This window comes from Candidatus Pelagibacter sp. PS_06, assembly GCF_059418045.1.
Genome location: NZ_CM182078.1, coordinates 861,407 through 883,576 on the forward strand (window position 1 = coordinate 861,407; position 22,170 = coordinate 883,576).

General features: G+C 29.0%; 29 protein-coding genes and 1 riboswitch. Of the genes, 16 read left to right on the forward strand and 13 right to left on the reverse strand.

All coding sequences use genetic code 11. The features are described 5' to 3' along the window. Nucleotides 1-11 precede the first annotated feature (11 nt). Both AC5SLZ_RS04400 and AC5SLZ_RS04405 read left to right on the forward strand, forming a co-directional pair. Complete coding sequence (locus tag AC5SLZ_RS04400; protein ID WP_494615094.1) at nucleotides 12-857, forward strand: DMT family transporter; 846 nt, start codon at nucleotides 12-14, stop codon at nucleotides 855-857. Nucleotides 858-906: 49 nt separating this feature from the next. Then, on the forward strand, nucleotides 907-1,863 hold the full coding sequence (locus tag AC5SLZ_RS04405) for a hydroxyacid dehydrogenase (RefSeq protein WP_494615095.1): 957 nt from the start codon (nucleotides 907-909) through the stop codon (nucleotides 1,861-1,863). A gap of 8 nt (nucleotides 1,864-1,871) precedes the next feature. On the opposite strand, the gene iolE is transcribed toward AC5SLZ_RS04405, so the two are convergent. Continuing rightward, nucleotides 1,872-2,774, reverse strand: coding sequence for a myo-inosose-2 dehydratase (gene iolE, locus AC5SLZ_RS04410; protein ID WP_494615097.1), 903 nt, complete (start codon nucleotides 2,772-2,774; stop codon nucleotides 1,872-1,874). A 138-nt stretch (nucleotides 2,775-2,912) separates the two neighbouring features. Here iolE and iolG point away from each other — a divergent pair, with 138 nt between their 5' ends. From iolG to AC5SLZ_RS04460, 10 genes are all read left to right on the forward strand, one after another. Beyond that, entirely contained in the window at nucleotides 2,913-3,914 is a 1,002-nt protein-coding gene (gene iolG / locus AC5SLZ_RS04415) for an inositol 2-dehydrogenase (protein ID WP_494615098.1), read from the forward strand. 1 nt (nucleotide 3,915) lies between these two features. Beyond that, nucleotides 3,916-4,770 carry an SDR family oxidoreductase gene (locus AC5SLZ_RS04420; RefSeq protein ID WP_494615100.1) on the forward strand — a complete coding sequence of 285 codons (855 nt, stop codon included), beginning with the start codon at nucleotides 3,916-3,918 and terminating at the stop codon, nucleotides 4,768-4,770. 19 nt (nucleotides 4,771-4,789) lie between these two features. Further along, entirely contained in the window at nucleotides 4,790-5,752 is a 963-nt protein-coding gene (locus AC5SLZ_RS04425; RefSeq protein WP_494615101.1) for an aldo/keto reductase, read from the forward strand. A 70-nt stretch (nucleotides 5,753-5,822) separates the two neighbouring features. Then, nucleotides 5,823-6,815: a GTP 3',8-cyclase MoaA gene (moaA, locus tag AC5SLZ_RS04430; protein WP_494615102.1), complete on the forward strand. Its 993-nt coding sequence runs from the start codon at nucleotides 5,823-5,825 to the stop codon at nucleotides 6,813-6,815. 1 nt (nucleotide 6,816) lies between these two features. After that, entirely contained in the window at nucleotides 6,817-7,362 is a 546-nt protein-coding gene (gene moaC, locus AC5SLZ_RS04435; protein WP_494615103.1) for a cyclic pyranopterin monophosphate synthase MoaC, read from the forward strand. A gap of 12 nt (nucleotides 7,363-7,374) precedes the next feature. Next, the gene (locus AC5SLZ_RS04440; protein ID WP_297681488.1) at nucleotides 7,375-7,641 is read left to right on the forward strand and encodes a MoaD/ThiS family protein; all 267 of its coding nucleotides are present in this window, start codon (nucleotides 7,375-7,377) and stop codon (nucleotides 7,639-7,641) included. Next, on the forward strand, nucleotides 7,641-8,093 hold the full coding sequence (locus AC5SLZ_RS04445) for a molybdopterin synthase catalytic subunit (RefSeq protein ID WP_494615105.1): 453 nt from the start codon (nucleotides 7,641-7,643) through the stop codon (nucleotides 8,091-8,093). Before AC5SLZ_RS04440 ends, AC5SLZ_RS04445 begins: the two co-directional genes overlap by 1 nt. Continuing rightward, on the forward strand, nucleotides 8,080-8,985 hold the full coding sequence (gene msrP, locus AC5SLZ_RS04450) for a protein-methionine-sulfoxide reductase catalytic subunit MsrP (protein WP_494615106.1): 906 nt from the start codon (nucleotides 8,080-8,082) through the stop codon (nucleotides 8,983-8,985). Before AC5SLZ_RS04445 ends, msrP begins: the two co-directional genes overlap by 14 nt. Then, nucleotides 8,985-9,569 (forward strand): protein-methionine-sulfoxide reductase heme-binding subunit MsrQ, encoded by a 585-nt coding sequence (gene msrQ / locus AC5SLZ_RS04455; RefSeq protein ID WP_494615107.1) that lies wholly within the window; start codon nucleotides 8,985-8,987, stop codon nucleotides 9,567-9,569. The genes msrP and msrQ overlap by 1 nt, the downstream gene beginning before the upstream one ends. After that, nucleotides 9,562-9,807, forward strand: a complete 246-nt coding sequence (locus AC5SLZ_RS04460; protein WP_494615108.1) for a DUF1244 domain-containing protein — start codon at nucleotides 9,562-9,564, stop codon at nucleotides 9,805-9,807. The genes msrQ and AC5SLZ_RS04460 overlap by 8 nt, the downstream gene beginning before the upstream one ends. On the opposite strand, the gene moaB is transcribed toward AC5SLZ_RS04460, so the two are convergent. After that, nucleotides 9,808-10,308 (reverse strand): molybdenum cofactor biosynthesis protein B, encoded by a 501-nt coding sequence (gene moaB / locus AC5SLZ_RS04465; RefSeq protein WP_494615109.1) that lies wholly within the window; start codon nucleotides 10,306-10,308, stop codon nucleotides 9,808-9,810. A 15-nt stretch (nucleotides 10,309-10,323) separates the two neighbouring features. Between moaB and AC5SLZ_RS04470 the strand changes: the two genes are divergently transcribed. The 3 genes from AC5SLZ_RS04470 (at nucleotide 10,324) to AC5SLZ_RS04480 (ending at nucleotide 12,767) form a co-directional block, all read left to right on the forward strand. After that, nucleotides 10,324-11,070 carry a sulfite exporter TauE/SafE family protein gene (locus AC5SLZ_RS04470; RefSeq protein WP_494615111.1) on the forward strand — a complete coding sequence of 249 codons (747 nt, stop codon included), beginning with the start codon at nucleotides 10,324-10,326 and terminating at the stop codon, nucleotides 11,068-11,070. A gap of 38 nt (nucleotides 11,071-11,108) precedes the next feature. Then, nucleotides 11,109-11,699, forward strand: coding sequence for a putative 2OG-Fe(II) oxygenase (locus tag AC5SLZ_RS04475; protein WP_494615112.1), 591 nt, complete (start codon nucleotides 11,109-11,111; stop codon nucleotides 11,697-11,699). 92 nt (nucleotides 11,700-11,791) lie between these two features. Then, nucleotides 11,792-11,854, forward strand: a riboswitch (SAM riboswitch). 7 nt (nucleotides 11,855-11,861) lie between these two features. Next, nucleotides 11,862-12,767 carry a homocysteine S-methyltransferase family protein gene (locus AC5SLZ_RS04480; RefSeq protein WP_494615113.1) on the forward strand — a complete coding sequence of 302 codons (906 nt, stop codon included), beginning with the start codon at nucleotides 11,862-11,864 and terminating at the stop codon, nucleotides 12,765-12,767. Here AC5SLZ_RS04480 and AC5SLZ_RS04485 read toward each other — a convergent pair. After that, the gene (locus tag AC5SLZ_RS04485) at nucleotides 12,760-13,647 is read right to left on the reverse strand and encodes a DMT family transporter (protein WP_494615114.1); all 888 of its coding nucleotides are present in this window, start codon (nucleotides 13,645-13,647) and stop codon (nucleotides 12,760-12,762) included. The genes AC5SLZ_RS04480 and AC5SLZ_RS04485 overlap by 8 nt on opposite strands. Continuing rightward, nucleotides 13,644-14,126, reverse strand: a complete 483-nt coding sequence (locus tag AC5SLZ_RS04490) for a YbaK/EbsC family protein (protein WP_494615115.1) — start codon at nucleotides 14,124-14,126, stop codon at nucleotides 13,644-13,646. The genes AC5SLZ_RS04485 and AC5SLZ_RS04490 overlap by 4 nt, the downstream gene beginning before the upstream one ends. A 139-nt stretch (nucleotides 14,127-14,265) precedes the next feature. Between AC5SLZ_RS04490 and glnA the strand changes: the two genes are divergently transcribed. Then, nucleotides 14,266-15,672, forward strand: a complete 1,407-nt coding sequence (gene glnA, locus AC5SLZ_RS04495) for a type I glutamate--ammonia ligase (protein WP_028036712.1) — start codon at nucleotides 14,266-14,268, stop codon at nucleotides 15,670-15,672. 7 nt (nucleotides 15,673-15,679) lie between these two features. Here the strand turns inward: glnA and AC5SLZ_RS04500 are convergent, their stop codons facing one another. The 9 genes from AC5SLZ_RS04500 to AC5SLZ_RS04540 form a co-directional block, all read right to left on the reverse strand. Then, nucleotides 15,680-15,850 carry a hypothetical protein gene (locus tag AC5SLZ_RS04500; RefSeq protein ID WP_023648206.1) on the reverse strand — a complete coding sequence of 57 codons (171 nt, stop codon included), beginning with the start codon at nucleotides 15,848-15,850 and terminating at the stop codon, nucleotides 15,680-15,682. 75 nt (nucleotides 15,851-15,925) lie between these two features. Further along, nucleotides 15,926-16,261, reverse strand: a complete 336-nt coding sequence (locus AC5SLZ_RS04505) for a HesB/IscA family protein (RefSeq protein WP_023648205.1) — start codon at nucleotides 16,259-16,261, stop codon at nucleotides 15,926-15,928. Beyond that, nucleotides 16,261-16,560 carry an SUF system Fe-S cluster assembly protein gene (locus AC5SLZ_RS04510; RefSeq protein ID WP_494615116.1) on the reverse strand — a complete coding sequence of 100 codons (300 nt, stop codon included), beginning with the start codon at nucleotides 16,558-16,560 and terminating at the stop codon, nucleotides 16,261-16,263. The genes AC5SLZ_RS04505 and AC5SLZ_RS04510 overlap by 1 nt, the downstream gene beginning before the upstream one ends. A gap of 6 nt (nucleotides 16,561-16,566) precedes the next feature. After that, nucleotides 16,567-17,031, reverse strand: coding sequence for a Fe-S cluster assembly sulfur transfer protein SufU (sufU, locus tag AC5SLZ_RS04515; protein WP_023648203.1), 465 nt, complete (start codon nucleotides 17,029-17,031; stop codon nucleotides 16,567-16,569). Next, on the reverse strand, nucleotides 17,031-18,248 hold the full coding sequence (locus AC5SLZ_RS04520; protein WP_023648202.1) for an aminotransferase class V-fold PLP-dependent enzyme: 1,218 nt from the start codon (nucleotides 18,246-18,248) through the stop codon (nucleotides 17,031-17,033). Before AC5SLZ_RS04520 ends, sufU begins: the two co-directional genes overlap by 1 nt. Then, complete coding sequence (gene sufD / locus AC5SLZ_RS04525) at nucleotides 18,245-19,492, reverse strand: Fe-S cluster assembly protein SufD (RefSeq protein WP_494615117.1); 1,248 nt, start codon at nucleotides 19,490-19,492, stop codon at nucleotides 18,245-18,247. The genes AC5SLZ_RS04520 and sufD overlap by 4 nt, the downstream gene beginning before the upstream one ends. Beyond that, nucleotides 19,493-20,227 (reverse strand): Fe-S cluster assembly ATPase SufC, encoded by a 735-nt coding sequence (gene sufC / locus AC5SLZ_RS04530; RefSeq protein WP_494615119.1) that lies wholly within the window; start codon nucleotides 20,225-20,227, stop codon nucleotides 19,493-19,495. It abuts the gene before it with no gap. Further along, entirely contained in the window at nucleotides 20,227-21,669 is a 1,443-nt protein-coding gene (gene sufB / locus AC5SLZ_RS04535; protein WP_494615120.1) for a Fe-S cluster assembly protein SufB, read from the reverse strand. Before sufB ends, sufC begins: the two co-directional genes overlap by 1 nt. A 1-nt stretch (nucleotide 21,670) precedes the next feature. Further along, complete coding sequence (locus tag AC5SLZ_RS04540; protein ID WP_271497732.1) at nucleotides 21,671-22,096, reverse strand: Rrf2 family transcriptional regulator; 426 nt, start codon at nucleotides 22,094-22,096, stop codon at nucleotides 21,671-21,673. Nucleotides 22,097-22,170 lie beyond the last annotated feature (74 nt).

Genomic DNA, 22,170 nt, shown 5'->3' on the forward strand with positions numbered 1-22,170 from the left:
TATTTGTTATCATGGATTCCATAGCAAAAGAATTGACAAATTATTATCATGTAACACAAATAATTTTTATTAACTCCATATCGGCATTACTTCCAATCTTACTTTATACTCAAGTAAGAAATTCCTGGAAAAAAATTAAAACCAAAAACTTCCTTATTCATTTAGTTAGAGCGGTAACTATAATAATTTCGATGGGATTATTTTTTCTTTGTATAAATAAACTTCCACTTACAACAATGTATAGCATTATCTTCTTTACACCCTTTGTGTTAACGATTGGCTCAGTAATTTTTTTAAAAGAAAAAGTAAGTTGGAGAAGATATACAGCAATATTAGTAGGTTTTATTGGAACAATAATTGCAATTGATCCGTTTGGAAAAGAAATAAATAATTATGTATTATTAGCATTATTAATACCAATTTTTGCCTCAGTAGGTCATTTGTTGGTCAAAAAGTATGGTCAATCTGAGAGTGTGTATTCATTTTTAATAATTGGAAAATTAATTTTAATTATAATTTCTGGCGTGATTACATTTGAAGTTTATATTCCAATGACAAAAACAGATTTCTTTTTAAATTTTAATGCGGGCTTATTAAGAGGAATGGGAATGATTTTTATTATAAATTCTGCTCGACATCTTCCAGCTTCTATATTTGCAAACACACAATATATCCAATTATTAATAGGTGCATTAATTGGTTTTTATGTATTTAATGAAATTCCAACTTGGAATATTTATTTAGGAAATATTTTTATAATTGGAGCTGGAATTTATATTGTTTTAAGAGAGATAAAACTTTCTAGAAATATAGTTTCAAATTCAATAAGACCATCAACGATTTCAATAAAAAAGTAAGTTATTTAATTTAATATTTAATAAAATTTATTTTTGTGTATAAAGCCATATGAAAAAAATACTAATTATCCAACCCATACATCAGGCTGGAATTGAACTTATTAAAAAAAATCCTGAATATGAATTCGAAGTAGTAGAAAATACAGATATTGAATTTCTGAAATCAAAAGTAAAAGATTGTGATGGTGTTTCTATTAGAACTGCAAAACTCCCAGGGGAAGTAATTAATTGTGGAAATAAACTTAAAATAATTTCAAGACATGGTGTTGGTTATGATAATATTGATTTAGAAACATCAAAAAAAAATAATCTTACTCTAGCAATTACTGCAACAGCGAATGCTGTAGCTGTAGCTGAACATGTAATGTTCATGCTCCTTAATATTTCTAAAAGAAAGAGTATGTACGATAATGCTGTTAAAGATGGAAAATTTAACGACCGAAATAAATTGCCTAAGACTGTAGAACTTTGGGGTAAAAATATATTGATTGCTGGATTTGGTAGAATTGGTCAAGCTCTTATAAAAAGATGCTTAGGTTTTGAAATGAAAGTTTTTGTTTATGACCCTTTTGTCTCTAAAGATGTAATAGAAAATTTAGGTGGAATAAAAGTTGAGAGTATGGAAGATACTTGTAAAGATATGGATGCAATTTCTCTTCATATTCCATTAAATGATAAAACTAAAAATATAATTAATTATGATTTACTCAAAACTATGAAAAAAAATTGTATTATAATTAATGCTGCTAGAGGTGGAATTGTTAATGAAATTGATTTAGATAAAGCTTTAAAAGAAGATTTAATTTTTGGTGCTGGTTTAGATGTTTTTGAAATTGAACCCCCGGAGTCAAACAATCCTTTACTTAAAAACGATAAAGTTTTTCTAAGTCCACACACAGCAGCTTTTACAGAAGAGTGCATGACAAGAATGGGTAAAGAGACAATACAAAATATTATTGATTTTTTTGATGGAAAATTAGAAAAATCAAAAACAGTAAAATTATAATTTAAAAATTATTTTTGAAAGACTTCTAAGTTACTCTTATTAAGAGTTTCTGTTAAATATTTGTAGCCAATCTTTGCATATTCAAAAGGATTTGCTTTTGCAGGATCTTGTTCGGCCTCTACTACTAGCCATCCTGAATAATTTTTTTCTTTCAATACATCAAACAAAGGCTTGTAATCAATACATCCATCACCCGGAACTGTAAATGCACCCTCTAAAAAAGCACCTCTAAAACTTAAATCTTCTTTTAAAGATTTTTCTAAAACACTTTTTCTAATATCTTTACAGTGCATATGAATTAATCTTTCACTAAAATCATTTAATAATTTTAAAGAGTCTCCTTGAGCAAACAACATGTGACCAGTGTCTAATGTAAGTTTTACGCTATCATCAGTATTTTCAAGCAATCTAACTGTATCTTCTTCAGTCTCTATTACGGTGCCCATATGATGATGGTAAGCAAGTGGCATCCCTTCATCTTCAAGATATTTTCCCATTTCTGAAATTTTTTCATAGTATTTTTTAGACTCTTCAAGATCCATTTGAGGTCTTGTAGATAATTTTCGATTTGGATCTCCTTGAATTGAACCAGAAACTTCAGCAAAAACCATACAAGGTGAATTACAATCTTTAAAAAGTTTTAACTGATCTTGAATTAGATTTTTTTCTTCATTAATACTATTTGTTCTTAAATTAGCTCCATACCAACCTGAGCATAAATTTAATTTAAACTCTTTTAATTTAGGTATTAATTCCCCTGACTTTTTTGGAAATTTACCACCAGATTCAATTCCAATAAATCCTGCCTGACTAGCTTCAGACAAACATTGTTCTAAAGAAGTATCACCTCCCAATTCAGGCATATCATCATTACTCCATGCTATCGGTGCTATTCCTAATTTTACTGACATAAAAATTTATTAAAAAGTTTAATGGATTTTTAAATGATGATGTTGTGTGCATCAAGAAAATTATATTTTTAATTGATGTTTAATTCATCATTAAAAAATGTTTCTTGATTTTGTTTTTTAATTCTGTTCTATATTCTTATGATCAACTTTTCTTTAATGGGAGCAGGACGGATTGGAAAAATGCATGCTAAATTTATAGCAGCACATCCAAAAGCAAAATTAAAATACATATATGACGTTAATTCTCAATTCGCTGAAGAAGTAGTAAAATTAACAGGATGTTCAATTGCATCATCACCAGAAGAAGCAATTAATGCAGATGATATAGATGCAGTTCTTATAGCTTCTGCTACACCAACTCACACTCAATTTATTACAATGGCAGCAAAAGCTGGAAAAGCAATTTTTTGTGAAAAACCAATTGATTTAGATATCAATAAAGTAAATGAGTGCATGGAAAATATTAAAGGAACAAACGTTCCTATTCAAATTGGCTTTAATAGAAGATTTGATGCAAGCCATGCTAAGGCACAACAGTCAAGAGTAAAAAAAGAAATTGGTGAATTGGAAATGGTGGTTATTACAAGTAGAGACCCTGAACCTCCAGGTATTGACTATTTGAAAGCTGCCGGAGGTTTTTTTAGAGATACTACTATCCATGATTTTGACTTAACTAGATTTATATTGGGTGATGATCCTGTGGTTCAAATATCTGCATTTGGAGATGCTTTATTTGATAAAAATTCACAACAAGTAAAAGATCTAGATACCGCAATGTTTATTTTAAAATCAAAAAAAGGTGTTTTAATTCATATTAATAACTCACGAAGAGCAGTTTATGGATATGATCAAAGAGTTGAAGTATTTGGCAGTAAAGGAATGGTTATCTCTAATAATCAAACTCCTACTTCTTTAGAAAGATACACAAATACATCTACAAGTGAAAAAGAAACTATACATTTCTTTTTTATTGAAAGATATGAGCAAGCTTACAGAGATCAATTTAATGAGTTTGTAAAATGCGTTGAGGATAAAACAAAACCTTTGGTAGGATTTGAAGATGGTAGAAATGCTTTGATTATAGCTAATGCAGCATATGAATCGTTTGAAAGTGGTAAAGTAATAGATATTAAATTCTAGTATGTCTAATAAATATATATCCGAACAATCTAACCAATTTAAAAATAAAATAATAATTGTCACAGGAAGTACTCAAGGAAGCGGAGCTGAGACTGCAAAATTACTAGCAAGCAGAGGTGCTAAAGGAATAACTATCTGTGGAAGAAATAGCGACAAAGGAAATAAAGTAAAATCTGAAATAGAAAGTATGGGTACAGAATGCATATACATTCAAGCAGATTTAGAGAAACTTGCAGACTGTAAAAAAATAATTTCTGAGACTGATAAAAAATTTAATACTGTAGATAGTTTTATCAATGTTGCCGCTTTTACAGAAAGAGGAACAGTTTTAAGTACGACAGAAGAAAATTATGACAAAAATTTTAATGTAAATGTAAAAGCTCCTCTTTTTATGATGCAAGACGTTATAAAAATAATGATTAGAGATAAAAAAAAAGGAACTATCGCTCATATTTTATCAATGGCTGGATATAGTGGTATGCCTTTCTTAACTGCTTACAGTTCTTCTAAAGCAGCATTGGCAGTAATGATTAAAAATGTTGCAAATTCAGTTTCTGGTCATCAAATAAGAGTGAATGGTGTAAATCTAGGTTGGACAGATACCCCAGCAGAAACAGTAATTCAAAAAAAATTTCACAACGCAGATGATGATTGGTTAAAAAAAGCTGAGGCAAAAGTTCCTTTTAAAAGATTAAACAAACCTTTAGATGTTGCTAAAATCCTAGCTTTCTTATGTTCAGATGAGTCAGGAATAATGACAGGAAGCATTGTTGATTTTGATCAAACAGTTGCAGGATGGCATTCTTATTCAGCATATGACACTAAAATATTAGATGATAGTATTTTAGGTGAGTAAGTCTTATTTAAATTAACTTATGAAAAAAAATAAAATTAAAGATACTGATGTAGAAGTTACAGAATTGAGTTTTGGAACATCCTCTTTGGGGAGTATGCCAGATACTTATGGCTATGAAGTACCAGAACAAAGAGCTCAAGAAACTTTAAAAAGATTTTTTCAAGGTCCAGTAAATATGCTTGATACTTCAAGAAATTATGCAATGGGAGAAAGTGAGAAAAGAATTGGAATAGCAATAAAGGAAAATGGTAGCTGGCCAGAGAATTTTGTTTTATCAACTAAAATTGATAGGGATATGGATACTCTTATTCTTGATAAAAAAAGAACCAGGGAGTCTATTGAAGAAAGTTTAAAAACTTTGAATGTAGATTCTGTTGATGTTTTATTTCTTCATGATCCAGAATATGTAAAAGATATAAATGACGTAACCAAAAAAGATGGTGCAATAGATGAGTTATTTAAAATAAAAGAAGAGGGATTAGCAAAAGCTGTTGGTTTAGCTATGGGAAAAGTGGACATAATGTTTCCTATGTTAAAAAATTGGGACTTTGATGTGATAATTAATCATAACAGATATACTTTGTTAAATAGAGAGGCAGATGAAATGTATAGTTATGCCTACAGTAAAAATATATCTATTTTTAATGCAGCTCCTTACGCTGGAGGTGTTTTAGCAAAAGGTCCAAGTAACTTTAAAAAAATAACTTATCAAGATGCTACAGAAGAAAAACTTGCACCTGCTAGAGAAATAGAAAAAGTTTGTAAAAAGTATAATGTAGAAATGGGTGCAGCTGCTTTACAGTTTTCAATGAAAGATAAAAGAATAACCTCTACCCTATGTGGAGTTACTAGTATTCAGAGTATTGAAAAAAACCTTTCTTGGGCTAAAACAAGTATACCAGAGGATTTTTGGAATGAAGTTTTAAAATTACCTTACTCAACCAAAGATCCAGAATCTGAAAGAAATTATACACCTGGTTAAATTCATTGATTTCATTATCATTTAAAATTTGACTCATCGTTTATTTAATCAATAATGACACTTATAACATATGAGTATTCTTAAAGATAGTTTCGGTAGAAAATTCCCATACATACGACTTTCTATTTCCGATGTTTGCAACTTTAAATGTGGGTATTGTTTACCTGATGGATACAAAATTGATAAAAGTGACAATAGAAGTTTTCTAAATATTGAAGAAATAGGAAGATTAGCAAAAGCACTATCTGAATTAGGTGTGTCAAAGATTAGACTTACTGGTGGTGAACCAACTGTAAGAAAAGATTTTTTTGAAATAGTTAAAATTATTAAAAAAAATTCAGGAATAAAAAAAACTGTTATGACTACTAATGGTTACAGATTAGATAAGATAGCAGATAACATAAAGAATAGTGGCTTAGATGGAATTAATATTAGTATTGATAGTTTAAACGCCGATACTTTTAAAAAGATTACAGGTCATGACAGATTAGGAGAAATTCTAAAAGGTATTAAAAATTTACAAAAATTAAATTTCAAAAATATTAAAATTAATGCTGTTTTGTTAAAAGGAGTGAATGATACAGAGAAAGATTTTAATAATTGGGCTGAATTTATAAAAAATAATGAAATTGATTTTAGATATATTGAATTGATGCAAACAGGAGATAATCTTGATTATTTCAATAATTATCATGTTTCATCAAAAAAATTTACTGATTATTTAAATAATAATAATTGGGTTATTCAAACATTTGGTAAAGATGCAGGGCCATCAAAGAATTATTTAAATCCAAAGTTTAAAGGGAAATTTGGTGTTATAGCTCCCTACTCTAAAGATTTTTGCAAAAGTTGTAACAGGTTAAGAATTACTGCAAAAGGTGATTTAAGATTATGCCTTTTTGGAAATACTGGAATTAATATTAGGCATTTAATGCAAAAAGATAATCAAATAGAGGAATTAAAAGATTTAATTTTAAAACAACTTAACTTTAAGAAAGAGTCTCATTATTTAGAAATTGGTGAAACTGGGTTAACAAAAAATTTATCAACAACCGGTGGCTAATATGAAAAATTTAAAGGTTATTAAAAATAATGAATTAAAAGATTGGGCAGAAGAAATCTTTAATAAGAACTCTTTTAATATGGTAAATGTTTCAGCTAAAAAAGAGACATTTAGAAGAGCATTAGCGTCTGGAAAAATTTATGTTGGAAAAGATGTTTTTAAATTAATTAAAAATAAAGAGATGCCAAAAGGAGACCCAATAAGTCTTGCAGAGGTATCGGCAGTTTTGGGAGTTAAAAAAACTAGTGAATTAATACCTTTATGTCATCCCCTGCCAATTGATCATACAGCTACTAAAATTATTATGCATGATGAGGATAGTTCACTCGAAGTATTTTGTATTGTATCTGCATATGCAAAAACAGGGGTAGAAATGGAAGCTATTATGGGAGTAAATGCTGCTTTAATAACTATCTATGACTTAAGTAAAATTGTTAATCCACATTTGAAAATTGATAATGTTAAGTTGTTGATTAAAGAAGGTGGAAAAAGTGGTCTATGGAAAAATCCTGAGGGACTTCCAGAATTTTTAAAAGAAATATTTTAATTGTTAAAATTAATGAAGGTAACAATAGAACTGTTTGGTGCTAGTAGAGATTTTAGTAATCAAGATTCTATTGAAATAAATATTGAAAACAATTCAACAATTAAAGATGTGAGAGATAAGATGTTAGATTATCTACATTCAAATTTTAAAGGTAATGAAAATTTTATAAAAATTGTAAATTCATCAGTATTTTGCTCAAAGGACAATATAATCAGCGACAATTATAAAATAACAAATCATGAAAAAATTGCTATTATTCCGCCAATCGGAGGAGGTTAATGCTTCATACAAAAGTTGTAGATATTAAAGATAAAAAACTTTCAATTATTGATGCTGAAAAATTTATTTCATCCTCTGACTTTGGTGCATCAATATTTTTTTCTGGAACAGTAAGAAATCAAAATAATAATAAAAGTGTAACTGGAATAACTTATGATAGCCATGATGCACTAGTGATAAAAAGTTTTGAAGAAATTTATAATGAAGCAGATCAAAAGTTACAAATTAAAGACAAAGCGGTATTTATTGAGCATGCAAAGGGTTTCTTAAATCTTGGCGAAATAAGTATTATTATTGCTGTTGCCTGCAAACATCGTGATGAAGCTTATGTTTTATCTAGATATATTATTGAGGAAATAAAAAAAAGATCCCCTATTTGGAAAAAAGAACACTATCAAAATAATAAAACAGACTGGTTAAAAGGAAATCCAATCCAATATGAAAAAAATTAAATATTCAGAAATTACTCCAGAAAAGATTTATAGAAATAGAAGAAGCTTTATCAAATCAATGGGTTTAGGTGCTGGATCTATCGCTTTAACATCAATTCCATTTATTAATAATGCTAGATCCGAACAAAAAGACAAGCTTACTAGTTACAAAGATATTACTACCTACAATAATTATTACGAGTTTGGTACATCTAAAAGCGATCCATATAAAAATTCACAAAATTTTAAAACAGATCCTTGGAGTATTAGTATTGAAGGAGAAGTTGAAAATCCAATCAATATTTCAATGGAAGAAATTTCAGAACAATTTATGTCAGAGGAAAGAATTCAACGTTTAAGATGCGTTGAAGGATGGTCGATGGTAATACCTTGGATGGGTTTTTCTTTAAATCAACTTCTTTCAAAAGTAACTCTTACCTCTAAAGCAAAATTTGTAGAATTTGAAAGTGTTTATGATCCAGATCAAATGAAAGGACAAAGATACCCAGTGCTGCAATGGCCTTATAAAGAGGGATTAAGAATTGATGAAGCTATGCATCCTTTAACTACTGTTGTTACAGGTCTGTATAATAAAAAACTTCCTAATCAAAATGGAGCACCTTTAAGAATTTTTCTTCCTTGGAAATATGGTTTCAAAAGTGCAAAAGCTATTGTTAAAATTAAATTAGTTGAGAAAATGCCTACATCTTCATGGATGAGAGCTTCGCCTAGAGAATATGGCTTTTATTCAAATGTAAATCCAAATGTCGATCATCCTAGATGGTCTCAAGCTACAGAAAGAGTTATTGGTAATGATATTTTTGCTCCAAGGGTAGAAACTTTAATGTTCAATGGGTATGGAGATGAAGTTGCAAACTTATATAGTGGGATGGATTTAAAAAAATATTTTTAATGGAAAAATATTTTAAACCAAGCGTATTTTTTTTAAGTTTAATTCCATTTTTAATAATTATATATAAGATTTTTTTTAATCAATTAGGACCTGAGCCAGTAAAAGAAATTACACATCATACAGGTGAATGGACATTAATTTTTATTTGCTTAACACTTGCTATGAGTCCTTTAAAAAGATTAACCAATTTAGGTTTGTGGATTAAATTTAGAAGAATGTTGGGATTATTCGTTTTTTTTTACGCAACCATTCATTTATTAACTTATGTTGGAATTGATTACAGATTTGATTGGGCTCCAATTTTTAATGATGTTGTAAAAAAAAAATACATTTTTATTGGATTTTCAGCTTGGTTATTATTAATTCCTTTAGCTATTACATCATCGCAGAAAATGATGAAATTATTAAAACATAATTGGAAAAAATTACATAAATTAGTTTATGTGATAGCAATCTTTGGTTCTCTTCATTATATTTGGTTATCAAAATCAATTTTTTTTAAACCATTAATTTTCATGATAGTAATACTTGTGTTGCTTGCCTTAAGAATTAAAATTAAAAAAAGAGAGACAAATTATGGATGATAAAATAAAAAATGAAATTCAATCAGCTACTTTTGAAAGATTGTTAAATCATTTAGATGAAAGAAAAGATGTTCAGAATATAGATCTTATGAATTTAGCTAACTTTTGCAGAAATTGTTTGTCTAGATGGTATAGAGAGGAAGCTGAAAAAAAAGGTATTACTATATCTGACCCTGATGCTAGAGAACGTATATATGGAATGCCTTATCCAGAGTGGAAAGAAAAATATCAAAAATAACTATTTTTCTTTAAGTCTCGGAAAAAGTTCAACAAAATTACATGGTTTATGATTAATATCTAACTGATATTTTAAAATTCCATCCCATGCATCGGTAACACCTCCAGATGATCCTGGTAATGCAAAAACATATTTACCGTTTGCTAACACCGCACAAGCTCTAGACTGTATTGCTGACGTACCTACTGTCTTAAGACTTATGGTTCTAAAAACTTCACCAAAACCTGGTATTTGTTTATCTGCTATTTCATCTATTGCTTCTGGAGTAATGTCTCTTCCAGTAAGACCTGTTCCTCCAGTAGTTATTATTACATCAATGTCTTTATTGTTAATCCATTCTTTTAAAATTAAGATAATGTCTTCTTTATTGTCTTTGCAAATTTTTCTATCAATTAAATTATGACTAGCTTCTTTAATTTTTTCTACAAGAATTGCTCCAGATTTATCATTATCAAATGTTCTGGTATCTGTTACAGTTAATAAAGCTATATTTACATTCATAAAAATTTTTTAAGTATGATTATATTATCAATATTTTTTCTCATAACATCAATATTATATTCTAGTGTTGGTTTTGGAGGTGGATCAACTTATCTAGCTTTAATGTTGATATGGGAAATCCCTTTTTTTATAATTCCAATATTAGCATTATGTTGCAACATTATTGTAGTGTCAGGAAATTCGATCAATTATGTAAGATCTGGTAATTTTAATTTTAAATTACTTTTTCCTTATTTATTGGGATCTATACCTTTTGCATTTTTTGGAGCTTCAATATCCATCTCAAGGGAATTATTTGAGATAACATTATTTGTTATCTTATCCATTGCTGGAATATTTTTATTGATAGAAAGCAAATCATTTAACAATGATCAAATTAAATTAAATTCAATTCCAAAAGTTGTTTCAATTTTTATCGGCTCTATAATCGGGTTTATTTCAGGAATTGTTGGAATTGGTGGTGGAATATTTTTAAGTCCAATTTTATTCTTAATGAAAGCAGGATATCCAAAACATATAGCAACTACAGCTTCATTATTTATCTTAATTAATTCTATTTTTGGTGTGGCTGGTCAACTTACAAAAGATATTGTGTTTGATGAATTTTTAAACTATTGGCCTTTATTCCTGTGTGTTCTTGCTGGAGGGCAGATTGGAAATTTCTTAAATATAAGATTATTATCCAACAAAACCCTTGCATTAATTACGTCTGTGTTAGTTATTTTTGTAGCAATAAGAATGGGTATAAGACTGATACCATAATCTTGATTTAATTATCTTTTAATATATTTAAACTTAAAATGAAAAACATTAAACCTTTTGGACCATCGATCGGAAAAACTAAAATTTCTAAAAAATTTTCTGACAAATTAAATAACGAGTTTGATAGTAAATCTAATTCAAAAAAAATTGATTATAGTTCAAAATTAGCAAGTCAAATTAAAAACGAATTAAAGATCTCGAGTAATTTTATTAAAAAAAATTTAGAGAAAGAACTTAAAGAAAGTATTAATAAATTTCTTTCGAATGAAAAAATTCAAAACATCAAAGAGATTAAAATTTTAAATTTTTGGATAGTTAGACAATTTAAAGGTGAGTATAATCCAATTCACTATCATGAAGGTGATTTATCTGGTGTAGGTTATTTAAAACTGCCAAAAGGTATGACAAATAATAAAATGGTTAAAAATAAAAAACTTAAAACAAATGGCACAATTGATTTTATTAATGGTCAAAAAGGATTTCTGAGCAAAAGTATTTATAATGTGGTACCAAAAATCAGAGATTTATTAATCTTTCCAAATTATTTAATGCATACAGCCTATCCATTTAATATTGAAGGAGAGCGTAGATCTTTTTCCTTTAATGCAAAAATTATTTTAAAAAAATAGTTTACAACTAACCTTAAAAGTTTTATAAATTTATTGCCGATTTGATCCTATTGCGGGCTTTAACTGCTAAAAAGGAAATTCCCACATAAAATCAATAAGCAAGGAAGTTGAACTATATTGTGCACCTAGCAAAAGCTGAAGCACTAAAAAAGTGAGGATAAGATGGACCTAAATTTTTTCAAACAAACACGAATATTAGATGGTGGTATGGGGCAAGAACTACTAGCTAGAGGAATGAAACCAAATGGAACACTATGGAGTGCTAACGCAATATTGGATGAAAATTATCACCAATTACTTCAAGATACTCATAGAGATTTTATAAAAGCAGGAGCTGAAGTGATTGTCACTACCACTTTTACGACAAGACGAAAAAGACTTCGAGAAAATAATATTGAGGATAAATTTGAATATCTAAATATAAAGGCTGGCGAAATTGCTCATAAAGTAAAAAAAGAATTTCCAAATGTTTTAATTGCTGGTGGATTACCTCCTCAAGAATTAACTTATGAAGCGGATGAAAGAAGTGAAGAAGAAATTATCAACACTTTTAATGAGCAAGCAAGGTTATTAAATGATTATGTTGATTTTTTTTATTTTGATGTGTGGAGTAGTATTAAAGAGTTTAAATGCGGAATTAAGGCCATCAAAGAATTTAAGAAACCTTATCTGATTGGTATTCATATATCTGAAGGAACCAACTTACCAAGTGGTGAAAAAATTTCTGATATTAAAAACATTATTGATGACCAATTATTGGGAGTCATGCTTTCTTGTGTGTCTCCTGAAAATTATGAAAAAAATCTGAAGGAAATGAAAGAATTAAATGTTCCATTTGGTTTTAAATTAAATGGATTTATGACAACAAAACCAAAAAATGGTTACACGTCTTCTTTCTTTAAAAATTCTGGGGGAAATCCAAATGAATTCCTTGGTCATAGACATGATTTTACACCAGAAAATATTGGAGAAATCGCAAAAAAGTTTAAAGAAAATGGCGCTACTATATTAGGAGGATGTTGTGAAACTAGACCTTCTCATATTGCAGCAATGGCAAAACTCAAATAGTTTTTTTATTATCTGCTTTTTTAACAAAATAAATACCGATACAAACTGCTATTAAAGATATCAAAACTTTAATTGTTATTAACTCTTTAAGAAATATATAACCTAAAATAGTTCCAAATATGGGTATTAAATAAGAAACTTGAGATTGAAAGATTAATCCATTATTTTTTAATATTCTAAATCTTAACAACCACGCAACACCTGTTGGAACTATTCCCAAATATATTACTGATATCAAAGAGTCTGTTCTTGGAATAGACTGCCAGGGTTGTTCTATAAAACTTACAAGTGGAATTAAAATTATAATTGCCCAAATCAAAATTGAGCCAGTTACATTTTCATTTTTTTTCTTACTAATTTTTAAAGTTAAAACACCACCAATTACATAACAAGTTGATCCCAATAAAATTAATAGTGCTGACATAAAATTATTCTCATCAATTAAAAGATTGTCTGAAAATAAAAATACAATTCCTGAGAAACCAATTAAAATTCCAATTGTTTTTACTAAATTAAACTTTTCATTTTTGGTATAAAAATGTCCCAATACAGTTGAGCTTAAAGGGGTGGTTGACATTAAAATTGCTGCCAAATTACTTTGAACAGATTTTACGCCATATGCTATTAAGAAAAATGGAGCCACTAAATTGATAAATCCTATCATTGCAAACCAATGCCAGTCTTTTGAAAAAGCTTCAATTTTAATATTTTTATAATAACAAAGAAGCAAAACTGGAATTGCTCCAAAAAAAACTCTTAGAAAAGCAATTGTTACTGGTCCAAATGAATAAGTTGCGATCTTAATATTAAAGAACGCAGAAGCCCAAATCAACGCTAATACAGTTAGTAGAATATAATCAATTAATTTTGGTTGTCTCATTCAGCTATTTCTTTCATTTGACCATTAGTTAATTTTATTAATTGATTAAATTCTATTTCGAAAACACAATTTGGGTGTCCTGCTGCAGCAAATACGTTTTTAAATCTTTCTAAATTTGTATCAACATAGATCTTTAATTTACTTAAGTGACCTACTGGTGAAACACCTCCTATTGTATAACCAGTAATTCTTTTAACATCATCAGGATTTGCCATTGAAACATCTTTTTCTTCTAAGATTTTTTTTAGTTTATTTAATGAACACCTTTTATCTCCTGATACTAAGCAGAGTACAAAATTTTCTCCTGCCCTAAAAAGTAAGCTTTTTACAATTGCTCCAACACTACAACTTAAAGCTGTAGCCGCGTCTTGGGCAGTTCTTGCTGTTTGTTCTAAACAGAAAACCTCAAGACTTGGGTCAAACTCTTTAATTGATGTTTCTGTTCTTTTTACAGGTTCTTTTTCTAATATTGGATTCATAGATTTTTAATTCTTGTGGAATAATATTGAATAAATACACCACTTATGTGAAAATTGCATAGGTGTTATTTATTAAATTAGCGATATTTTTGCTGATTAATTTGTTAATTACCACTCATAAAATTATATAGGAGACATAATGAGCGCAGCAAATGTATTAAAATTTATTAAAGAAAAAGAAGCAGAATTCGTAGATCTTAGATTTACCGACCCCAGAGGTAAGCTTCAACATTTAACAATGGATGTAACTATTGTTGATGATGAAATGCTAAATGAAGGTGTGTTTTTTGATGGTTCATCAATTGCTGGCTGGAAAGCTATTAATGAGTCTGACATGATTTTAAAACCAGATACCTCAAGAATGATTATGGATCCTTTTACTTCTCATAATACAGTAGTTCTATTTTGTGATATTTTAGATGCTGTTAAGAAATCTCCTTACGAAAGAGACCCAAGAGGAACTGCAAAAAAAGCTGAAGAATATTTAAAAACATCAGGAGTTGGAGATAAAGCATTCTTTGGGCCAGAACCTGAATTTTTTGTATTTGATGATGTAAGAATTAGTAATGACCCTAATAACACAGGATTTGTTCTAGACAGTAAAGAAGGTCCTTACAACTCAGGTAAAGTTTATGAAAATGGCAACATGGGTCACAGACCTCCAGTTAAAGGTGGTTACTTTCCAGTTCCTCCTGTTGATAGTGAACAAGATATGCGTGGTGAGTATTTAAAAAACTTAAAAGAAGTTGGAATTAAAGTTGAAAAACACCATCATGAAGTAGCACCTAGTCAGCATGAACTTGGTATGTATTTTGGAACTTTAGTTGATCAAGCTGATAATGTTCAGTTATATAAATATGTTGTACAAATGGTGACACACTCATTTGGTAAAACAGCTACCTTCATGCCTAAACCTGTTGCAGGTGATAATGGTTCAGGTATGCACATACACCAATCTATTTGGAAAGGTAATACGCCAGTGTTTTCTGGTGATGCTTATGCAGGATTATCAGAAACAGCTCTACATTATATTGGTGGAATTTTAAAACATGCTAAGGCTATTAATGCTTTTGCTAACTCAACAACAAATAGTTACAAGAGATTAATTCCTGGTTTTGAAGCACCAGTACTTCTTGCATATTCTGCAAGAAATAGATCTGCATCTTGTCGTATACCAATTACTCTAAGTAAAAATGGTGCAAGATGTGAAATAAGATTTCCTGATGCGTCTGGAAACCCTTATTTAACTTTTGCCGCAATGCTGATGGCTGGACTTGATGGAATTAAAAATAAAATCCATCCAGGTGAATCGTTTGATAAAGATCTATATGAATTACCACCAGAAGAAGTTAGTGCTATTCCAACTGTGTGTGGTTCTCTAAGAGAAGCTATGGAAAGCTTAGATAAAGATAGAGAATTTCTAACTCAGGGCGGTGTATTTACAGATGATCAAATAGATGCTTACATTGCACTTAAGTTTGAAGAGATACATAAGTTTGAACACGCACCTCATCCAGTTGAGTTTGAGATGTATTACAGTAGCTAGTATTTAATTACTGCCTAGTTGTTGCGATAGTATCTTTGTTAACACCTTTTTTAACAACGTAGTCCTGTGTGCCGTTTGCACCAGTTTCTACTTCTTTACGAAGATCTTTAAAAAAAGTTCTTTGCTTTAAAGAATTCTTAAGGGTTTTAACAAGATTTTTAAATTCAAATGTATTCATAACAGATTCTTATACTAGATATGCAATATATGCAATATATGCAATACTGATATGCAAATAATAGGATAATATGTCCTACTCTATTTTGAAAGACTCACCACACCCACAACGCTCTGTTTCATTGGGGTTATTGAATACAAAAGATGATGAAAGTTCTTCTTTTTTATAATCCATCTCAGTTCCTAGCAAATACATTATAGCAGCAGAATCAACGAATACTTTTACGCCTTTATCATCAATGACTTCATCATTAGGATTAATTTCTTTTGTATATTCCATCACATAAGACATACCGGCACAACCACCTGTTTTAACTGACACTCTTACACCCAGTGAATCTTTTTCTGCATTAGACATGATTTCTTTAATTCTTAAAGCTGCATTATCACTTAATTTGATTATAGGATTCATTATAAATTTAACTCCAATTTTGCTGCTTCAGACATCATATCTTTATTCCAAGGAGGCTCCCAAACTAATTCAAGATCAACATCTTTTATTCCTTCAACTTGCATAGCACCTTCTTTAACTTCTTTAGGTAAGCTTTCTGCTACTGGACAATTAGGTGTTGTTAGTGTCATCTTAATTTTAGCAAAATTTTCATTTTCAACAGTAACATCATAAATTAAGCCTAGTTCATAAATATTTACAGGCAGTTCTGGATCGTAAATTTTTCTAATCTCTTCAATTATCTGTTCTTTTTTAGACATATCCTTTTAATTTTCTGTTTTAACTTCCTCGTTTTTATCATCGAATGCAGACACTAAAGTGTGCCATGATAAAGTTGCACATTTAACTCTCATTGGATATTGCTTTACACCCGATAAACACATTAATTTTGTTTTTTCATCTTCTTCCAAATTTTCAGATTTTAATTCTGGATTTTCTTTAATCATTCCTAAGAAATCTTCAACAATCTCCTTAGCTTCATGTTCATTTTTTCCTTTGATTAAATCAGTCATTATAGATGCTGATGCCATTGAAATGGCACAACCACTTCCTTCAAAAGAAATGTCCTCAACTATTTTTTGACCATTAAGTTTTAAAAAAACATGAACATTATCACCACATAAGGGATTATGTCCTTTGGCATCTTTATTAAAATCATCGGTCTTACCAAGATTTCTTGGATTTTTACCATGTTCTAGTATTATTTCTTGATATAATTCTTTTAAATTCATTATAAGTTAAATATTTTTTTACAGTTATTTATAGCATCATTAAGTTTATCAAGATCATCTTTAGTATTATAAATTCCAACTGATGCTCTAGAACTTGCAGGAATATTTAATTTATCATGAAGTATTTGACAGCAATGATGGCCTGCCCTAATAGCCACACCATCTTCATCCAATATAGTCGCTACGTCATGTGGATGAATACCTTCAATGGTAAAAGATAAAACGCCACCCTTATTTTTTGGATTACCAATTAATTTAACAGAATTATTTTTTTGCAGTAACTCTTGTCCATATTCAACTAATTCTGCCTCATGTTTCATCACATTTTCTATTCCAACACTCTCTAAAAATTTAATAGATTGGTCAAATGCTATTACTTGTGCAGTAGCCATTGTGCCAGCCTCATACTTATTGGGTAATTCACCATAGGAAATTCTATCTTTTTTTACCTCATTGATCATTCCTCCACCCCCTTGATATGGTGGCAATTCTTCAAGCCATTTTTTTTTACCATACAAAACCCCTAAGCCGGTAGGGCCATACATTTTATGACAAGAAATCGCATAAAAATCACAATCTAAATCTTGCATATCCAATCTTAAATGAGGCGCTCCCTGACAACCATCAACAACAACAATTATATTTTTGGAGTGTGCTAACTCAGTTATTTCTTTAATAGGTAAAATGGCTCCTGTAACATTTGATAAATGGGTAATTGATATTATCTTTGTTTTGGGTGTTATTTTTTTTTCAATTTCTTCTAAAGTAATCTCACAATCTTCATTAATTTCAGCAAAATTAATTTTTATATTTTTTGATTTTCTCAGAAAATGCCATGGTACATAATTAGAATGATGTTCTAATTCTGTAATAAGTATCTCATCACCTTCTTGCAAATAATCTTGGCCTAAAGTATTAGCAACTAAGTTCAATGCCTCAGTAGCACCTTTAGTAAATACAATTTCATTCTTGTCTTTTGCATTAATATATTTTTGAACTGAAGCTCTTGTATTTTCGTATAAATTAGTAGCAGCAACAGCAAGATAATGAACGCTTCTACCTACATTAGAAAATTGTTTTGTATAAAATTCATTGATTTTATCTGTTACAACTTTCGGTTTTTGTGATGAGTTTGCACTATCTAAATATACCAAATCATTATTTTGAATTTTTTCATCAAAAATAGGAAACTCTTTTTTAATTTCATCTATTTTCATTCTTTGATTCCAATCATATTTTTAATTAAATTTTTTATTTCTGAGTCGGTAATCTTTTCAACCACATCAAGTAAAAAACCATTAATCAATAGTTCTCTAGATTGCTGATAATTTAATCCTCTAGACATTAAATAAAATATAGAGTCTTCACTTAAGCTACCTGATGCAGAGCCATGTGAGCATTTTACATCATCTGCATAAATTTCTAATTCTGGTTTAGCATTAAATTCAGAGTCTTTATTTAATAAGATTGCTTTACTTAGTTGGTATCCATCTGTCTTTTGTGCTTCTGAATTAACAAATATTTTTCCCTGATACACTGATTTAGAATTATCATCTAAAACACTTTTAATTAATTGATAGCTTTTCGTGTTCTCAGTTAAATGGTTTATTACTGTTCTAATTTCATGATGTTTATCATTATTAAGAGAGAGAATGCCATTCACAAAAGCTGACGAATATTCCCCTTTTAAATTACAATTAATTTCATTTTTAAAGAAATTTGATCCCGAAGACAAAATAAATGTTTCTGAAATACTATTTTTATCTTGTTCAATATTATTAAAGGAATATTTAATATTTTTATTTTCAAATTTATCTACTTTGTAATTTTTTAAAACTGCATTTTCTTTTAGATCAAAGTTATAAAAAATATTTAAAAAATTTTTTTCAGAAGTATCGTTATATAAGTCAATTAATCTTAAAGAACTATCTTTACCTAACTCAAAATCTAATCTTAAATTTATATTTTTAGACCAAATATCAGAGTTAGTAATATGATAGATAATAAGTGGCTTTATTAGTTGATAGCCATTTTTAACCACTATTTTAAAAGATTTATTGGTAAAAGCATTATTTAGATCAGATAAAGAATTATTATTGTTAAATTTATTAATATTTTCTGACTTATCAATTATTTCTATTTGGTCTTTTTTTTCATAATTGAATTCAATTTTTTCAATTCTGCCATTTATAAAAACTATTTTATTATGCTCTAGTCCATCTACAAATACAGAGGTATCAACTTTACTGGTAGATGTATAATCATTATAAAAACTTAATTCCCCAATATTTTTTTTTATTATTTGATTAAGATCTGAAAATTTCCAATTTTCATCTCTTCTATTTGGAAATCCTTTGTTTATAAAGTTATCTAAATAAAATTTTTTAATTTCAGTATCTCTTTGAGATAAACTCAAATTTTTAATAATATTATCAAAATCTTTTTGTAATTGCTCTTTCATCTAATGAAAATTTTCGTATCCTTTTTTTTCTAATTCTAATGCTAAGTCTGGTCCTCCAGATTTAACAATTTTTCCATTTATCAATACATGTACAAAATCAGGTTTTATGTAATCAAGTAATCTTTGATAGTGAGTAATTATTAAAAATGAATTTTTCTTGTCTCGCAAGGTATTAACTCCTTCAGCAACAATCTTTAAAGCATCAATATCTAATCCTGAGTCTGTTTCATCTAAAATTGATAACTTTGGTTCCAATAATGACATCTGTAAAATTTCATTTTTCTTTTTTTCTCCACCTGAAAAACCGACATTTAATTGTCTATTTAATTTCTCCTCATCAAATTTAAGCTCTTTGGATTTTTGTTTAACTAGTTTTAAAAATTCTATAGCATCAAGTTCTTTTTCACCTCTTGCTTTTCTAACTGCATTTAATGATGTCTTTAAAAATATATTTGTATTCACTCCTGGAATTTCAAGTGGATATTGAAAAGCTAAAAAAATACCTTTATGAGCTCTTTCCTCTGTTTCAAGTTCAAATAAATCTTTTTCTTCAAAAAAAACTTCTCCAGAAACTTCATAGCCTTTTTTTCCTGATAAAATATTTGATAATGTGCTTTTACCAGATCCATTTGGACCCATTATAGCGTGCACTTCTCCAGGATTTATATCGAGAGAAAATTCCTTTAAAATTTCCTTATTATCAATTTTTGCATTTAATTTATTTATTTTTAACATTAACCTACGCTTCCCTCTAAACTGATCCCCACAAGCTTCTGGGCTTCAACTGCAAATTCCATTGGCAACTGTTGCAAAACCTCTTTGCAAAATCCATTTACAATCAATCCAACAGCCTCTTCTGCATTCAATCCTCTTTGCTGACAATAATGTAATTGTTCTTCACTTATCTTTGAGGTTGTAGCTTCATGAGCAATATTTGATTCAGAATTTTTATTCTTAATATATGGAACTGTATGCGCTCCACATTTATCACCCATTAATAATGAGTCACATTGAGTATAATTATTTGAATTTGAAGCTTTAGATGAAATATCGACAAGACCTCTGTAAGTCATATCTGAAAATCCAGCACTTATTCCCTTAGAAATAATCTTACTTTTTGTATTTTTACCTAAATGAATCATTTTAGTACCAGTGTCAGCTTTTTGGTGATTATTAGTAATAGCAATCGAATAAAATTCTCCAACAGAATTGTCTCCTTTTAAAATACAACTTGGATATTTCCACGTTATTGCAGAGCCAGTTTCAACTTGTGTCCAAGAAATTTTTGAGTTTTTACCTTTACATAAACCACGTTTAGTTACAAAGTTGTATATTCCACCCTTTCCATCTTTATCTCCAGGATACCAATTTTGTACTGTAGAGTATTTTATCTCGGCATCATCAAGTGCAATCAATTCAACGTTTGCAGCATGTAGTTGGTTTTCATCTCTCATTGGTGCAGTGCAACCTTCTAAGTAACTTACATAGCTTCCTTTATCTGCAACAATTAAAGTTCTTTCAAATTGACCTGTGTTAGTAGCGTTAATTCTAAAGTAAGTAGATAGTTCCATTGGGCATCTTACACCTTCTGGTATATATGCAAATGAACCGTCAGTAAAAACTGCAGAATTTAGAGTGGCAAAGAAATGATCTGTTGTTGGAATAACTGACCCTAAATATTTCTTAACTAACTCAGGATGGTTTTGGATAGCTTCAGATATAGGGCAAAAAATAATTCCTAGTTTAGATAATTCTTCTCTAAAAGTTGTGGCAACAGACACAGAGTCAAACACTGCATCGACTGCTATACCATTTAATCTTGCTTGTTCTTGAAGAGGTATGCCAAGTTTTTTATAAGTCTCTAAAAGTTTTGGATCTAATTCATCTAAACTTTTAGGTTTATCATCCATACTTTTGGGTGCTGAATAATAATATAAATCTTGATAATCAATCTTTGGATACTTTGGTTTTTGCCAATCAGGTTCTTTTAACTGTTTAAATCTTTCAAATGCTTTAAGTCTAAAATCAAGCATCCATTTAGGTTCTTTTTTTATATTTGAAATAAATTTAATTACTTCTTCACTTAAACCTTTTGGAGCTTTAGTACTTTCAATATCAGTTGAAAACCCATACTTATAATCTTTTAAATTATCAATTTCTTTTTGTCTTTGATCCATTTTATGTTCGTTGTTCTGTGTTATTTTTTAATAAATCTTCTAAGCTTTTTTTTTCAAAAAAAGTATTAATATGAGTTTCTAATTCATCCCAAAGATTATGAGTCACACACTTAGTTGCTTTACCATTACATCCTTTTTTTGACTCTTTCTTACATTGTACAGTTTTAACTTTTTCATCAACTGCATGAAATATATTGGTAAGTTTTATTTCATTTGGTTTTTTTGATAAAACGTATCCTCCTTGAGTTCCTCTTATACTTTTAACAATTTGATCTTTTTTTAATTTAGAAAAAATTTGCTCAAGGTAATCCAATGATATACCTTGTCTTAAAGATATATCTCTTAACGACACTGGATTGATGCTATCAAACCTTGCAAGATCTACTAATGCCATTACGGCATATCTACCTTTAGATGTTAATTTCATATTACCCTTTAAATTGTGGACTTTTTATACATACCTGACTAAATTGGTCAAGTATAGTTTACAATAAAAAAACT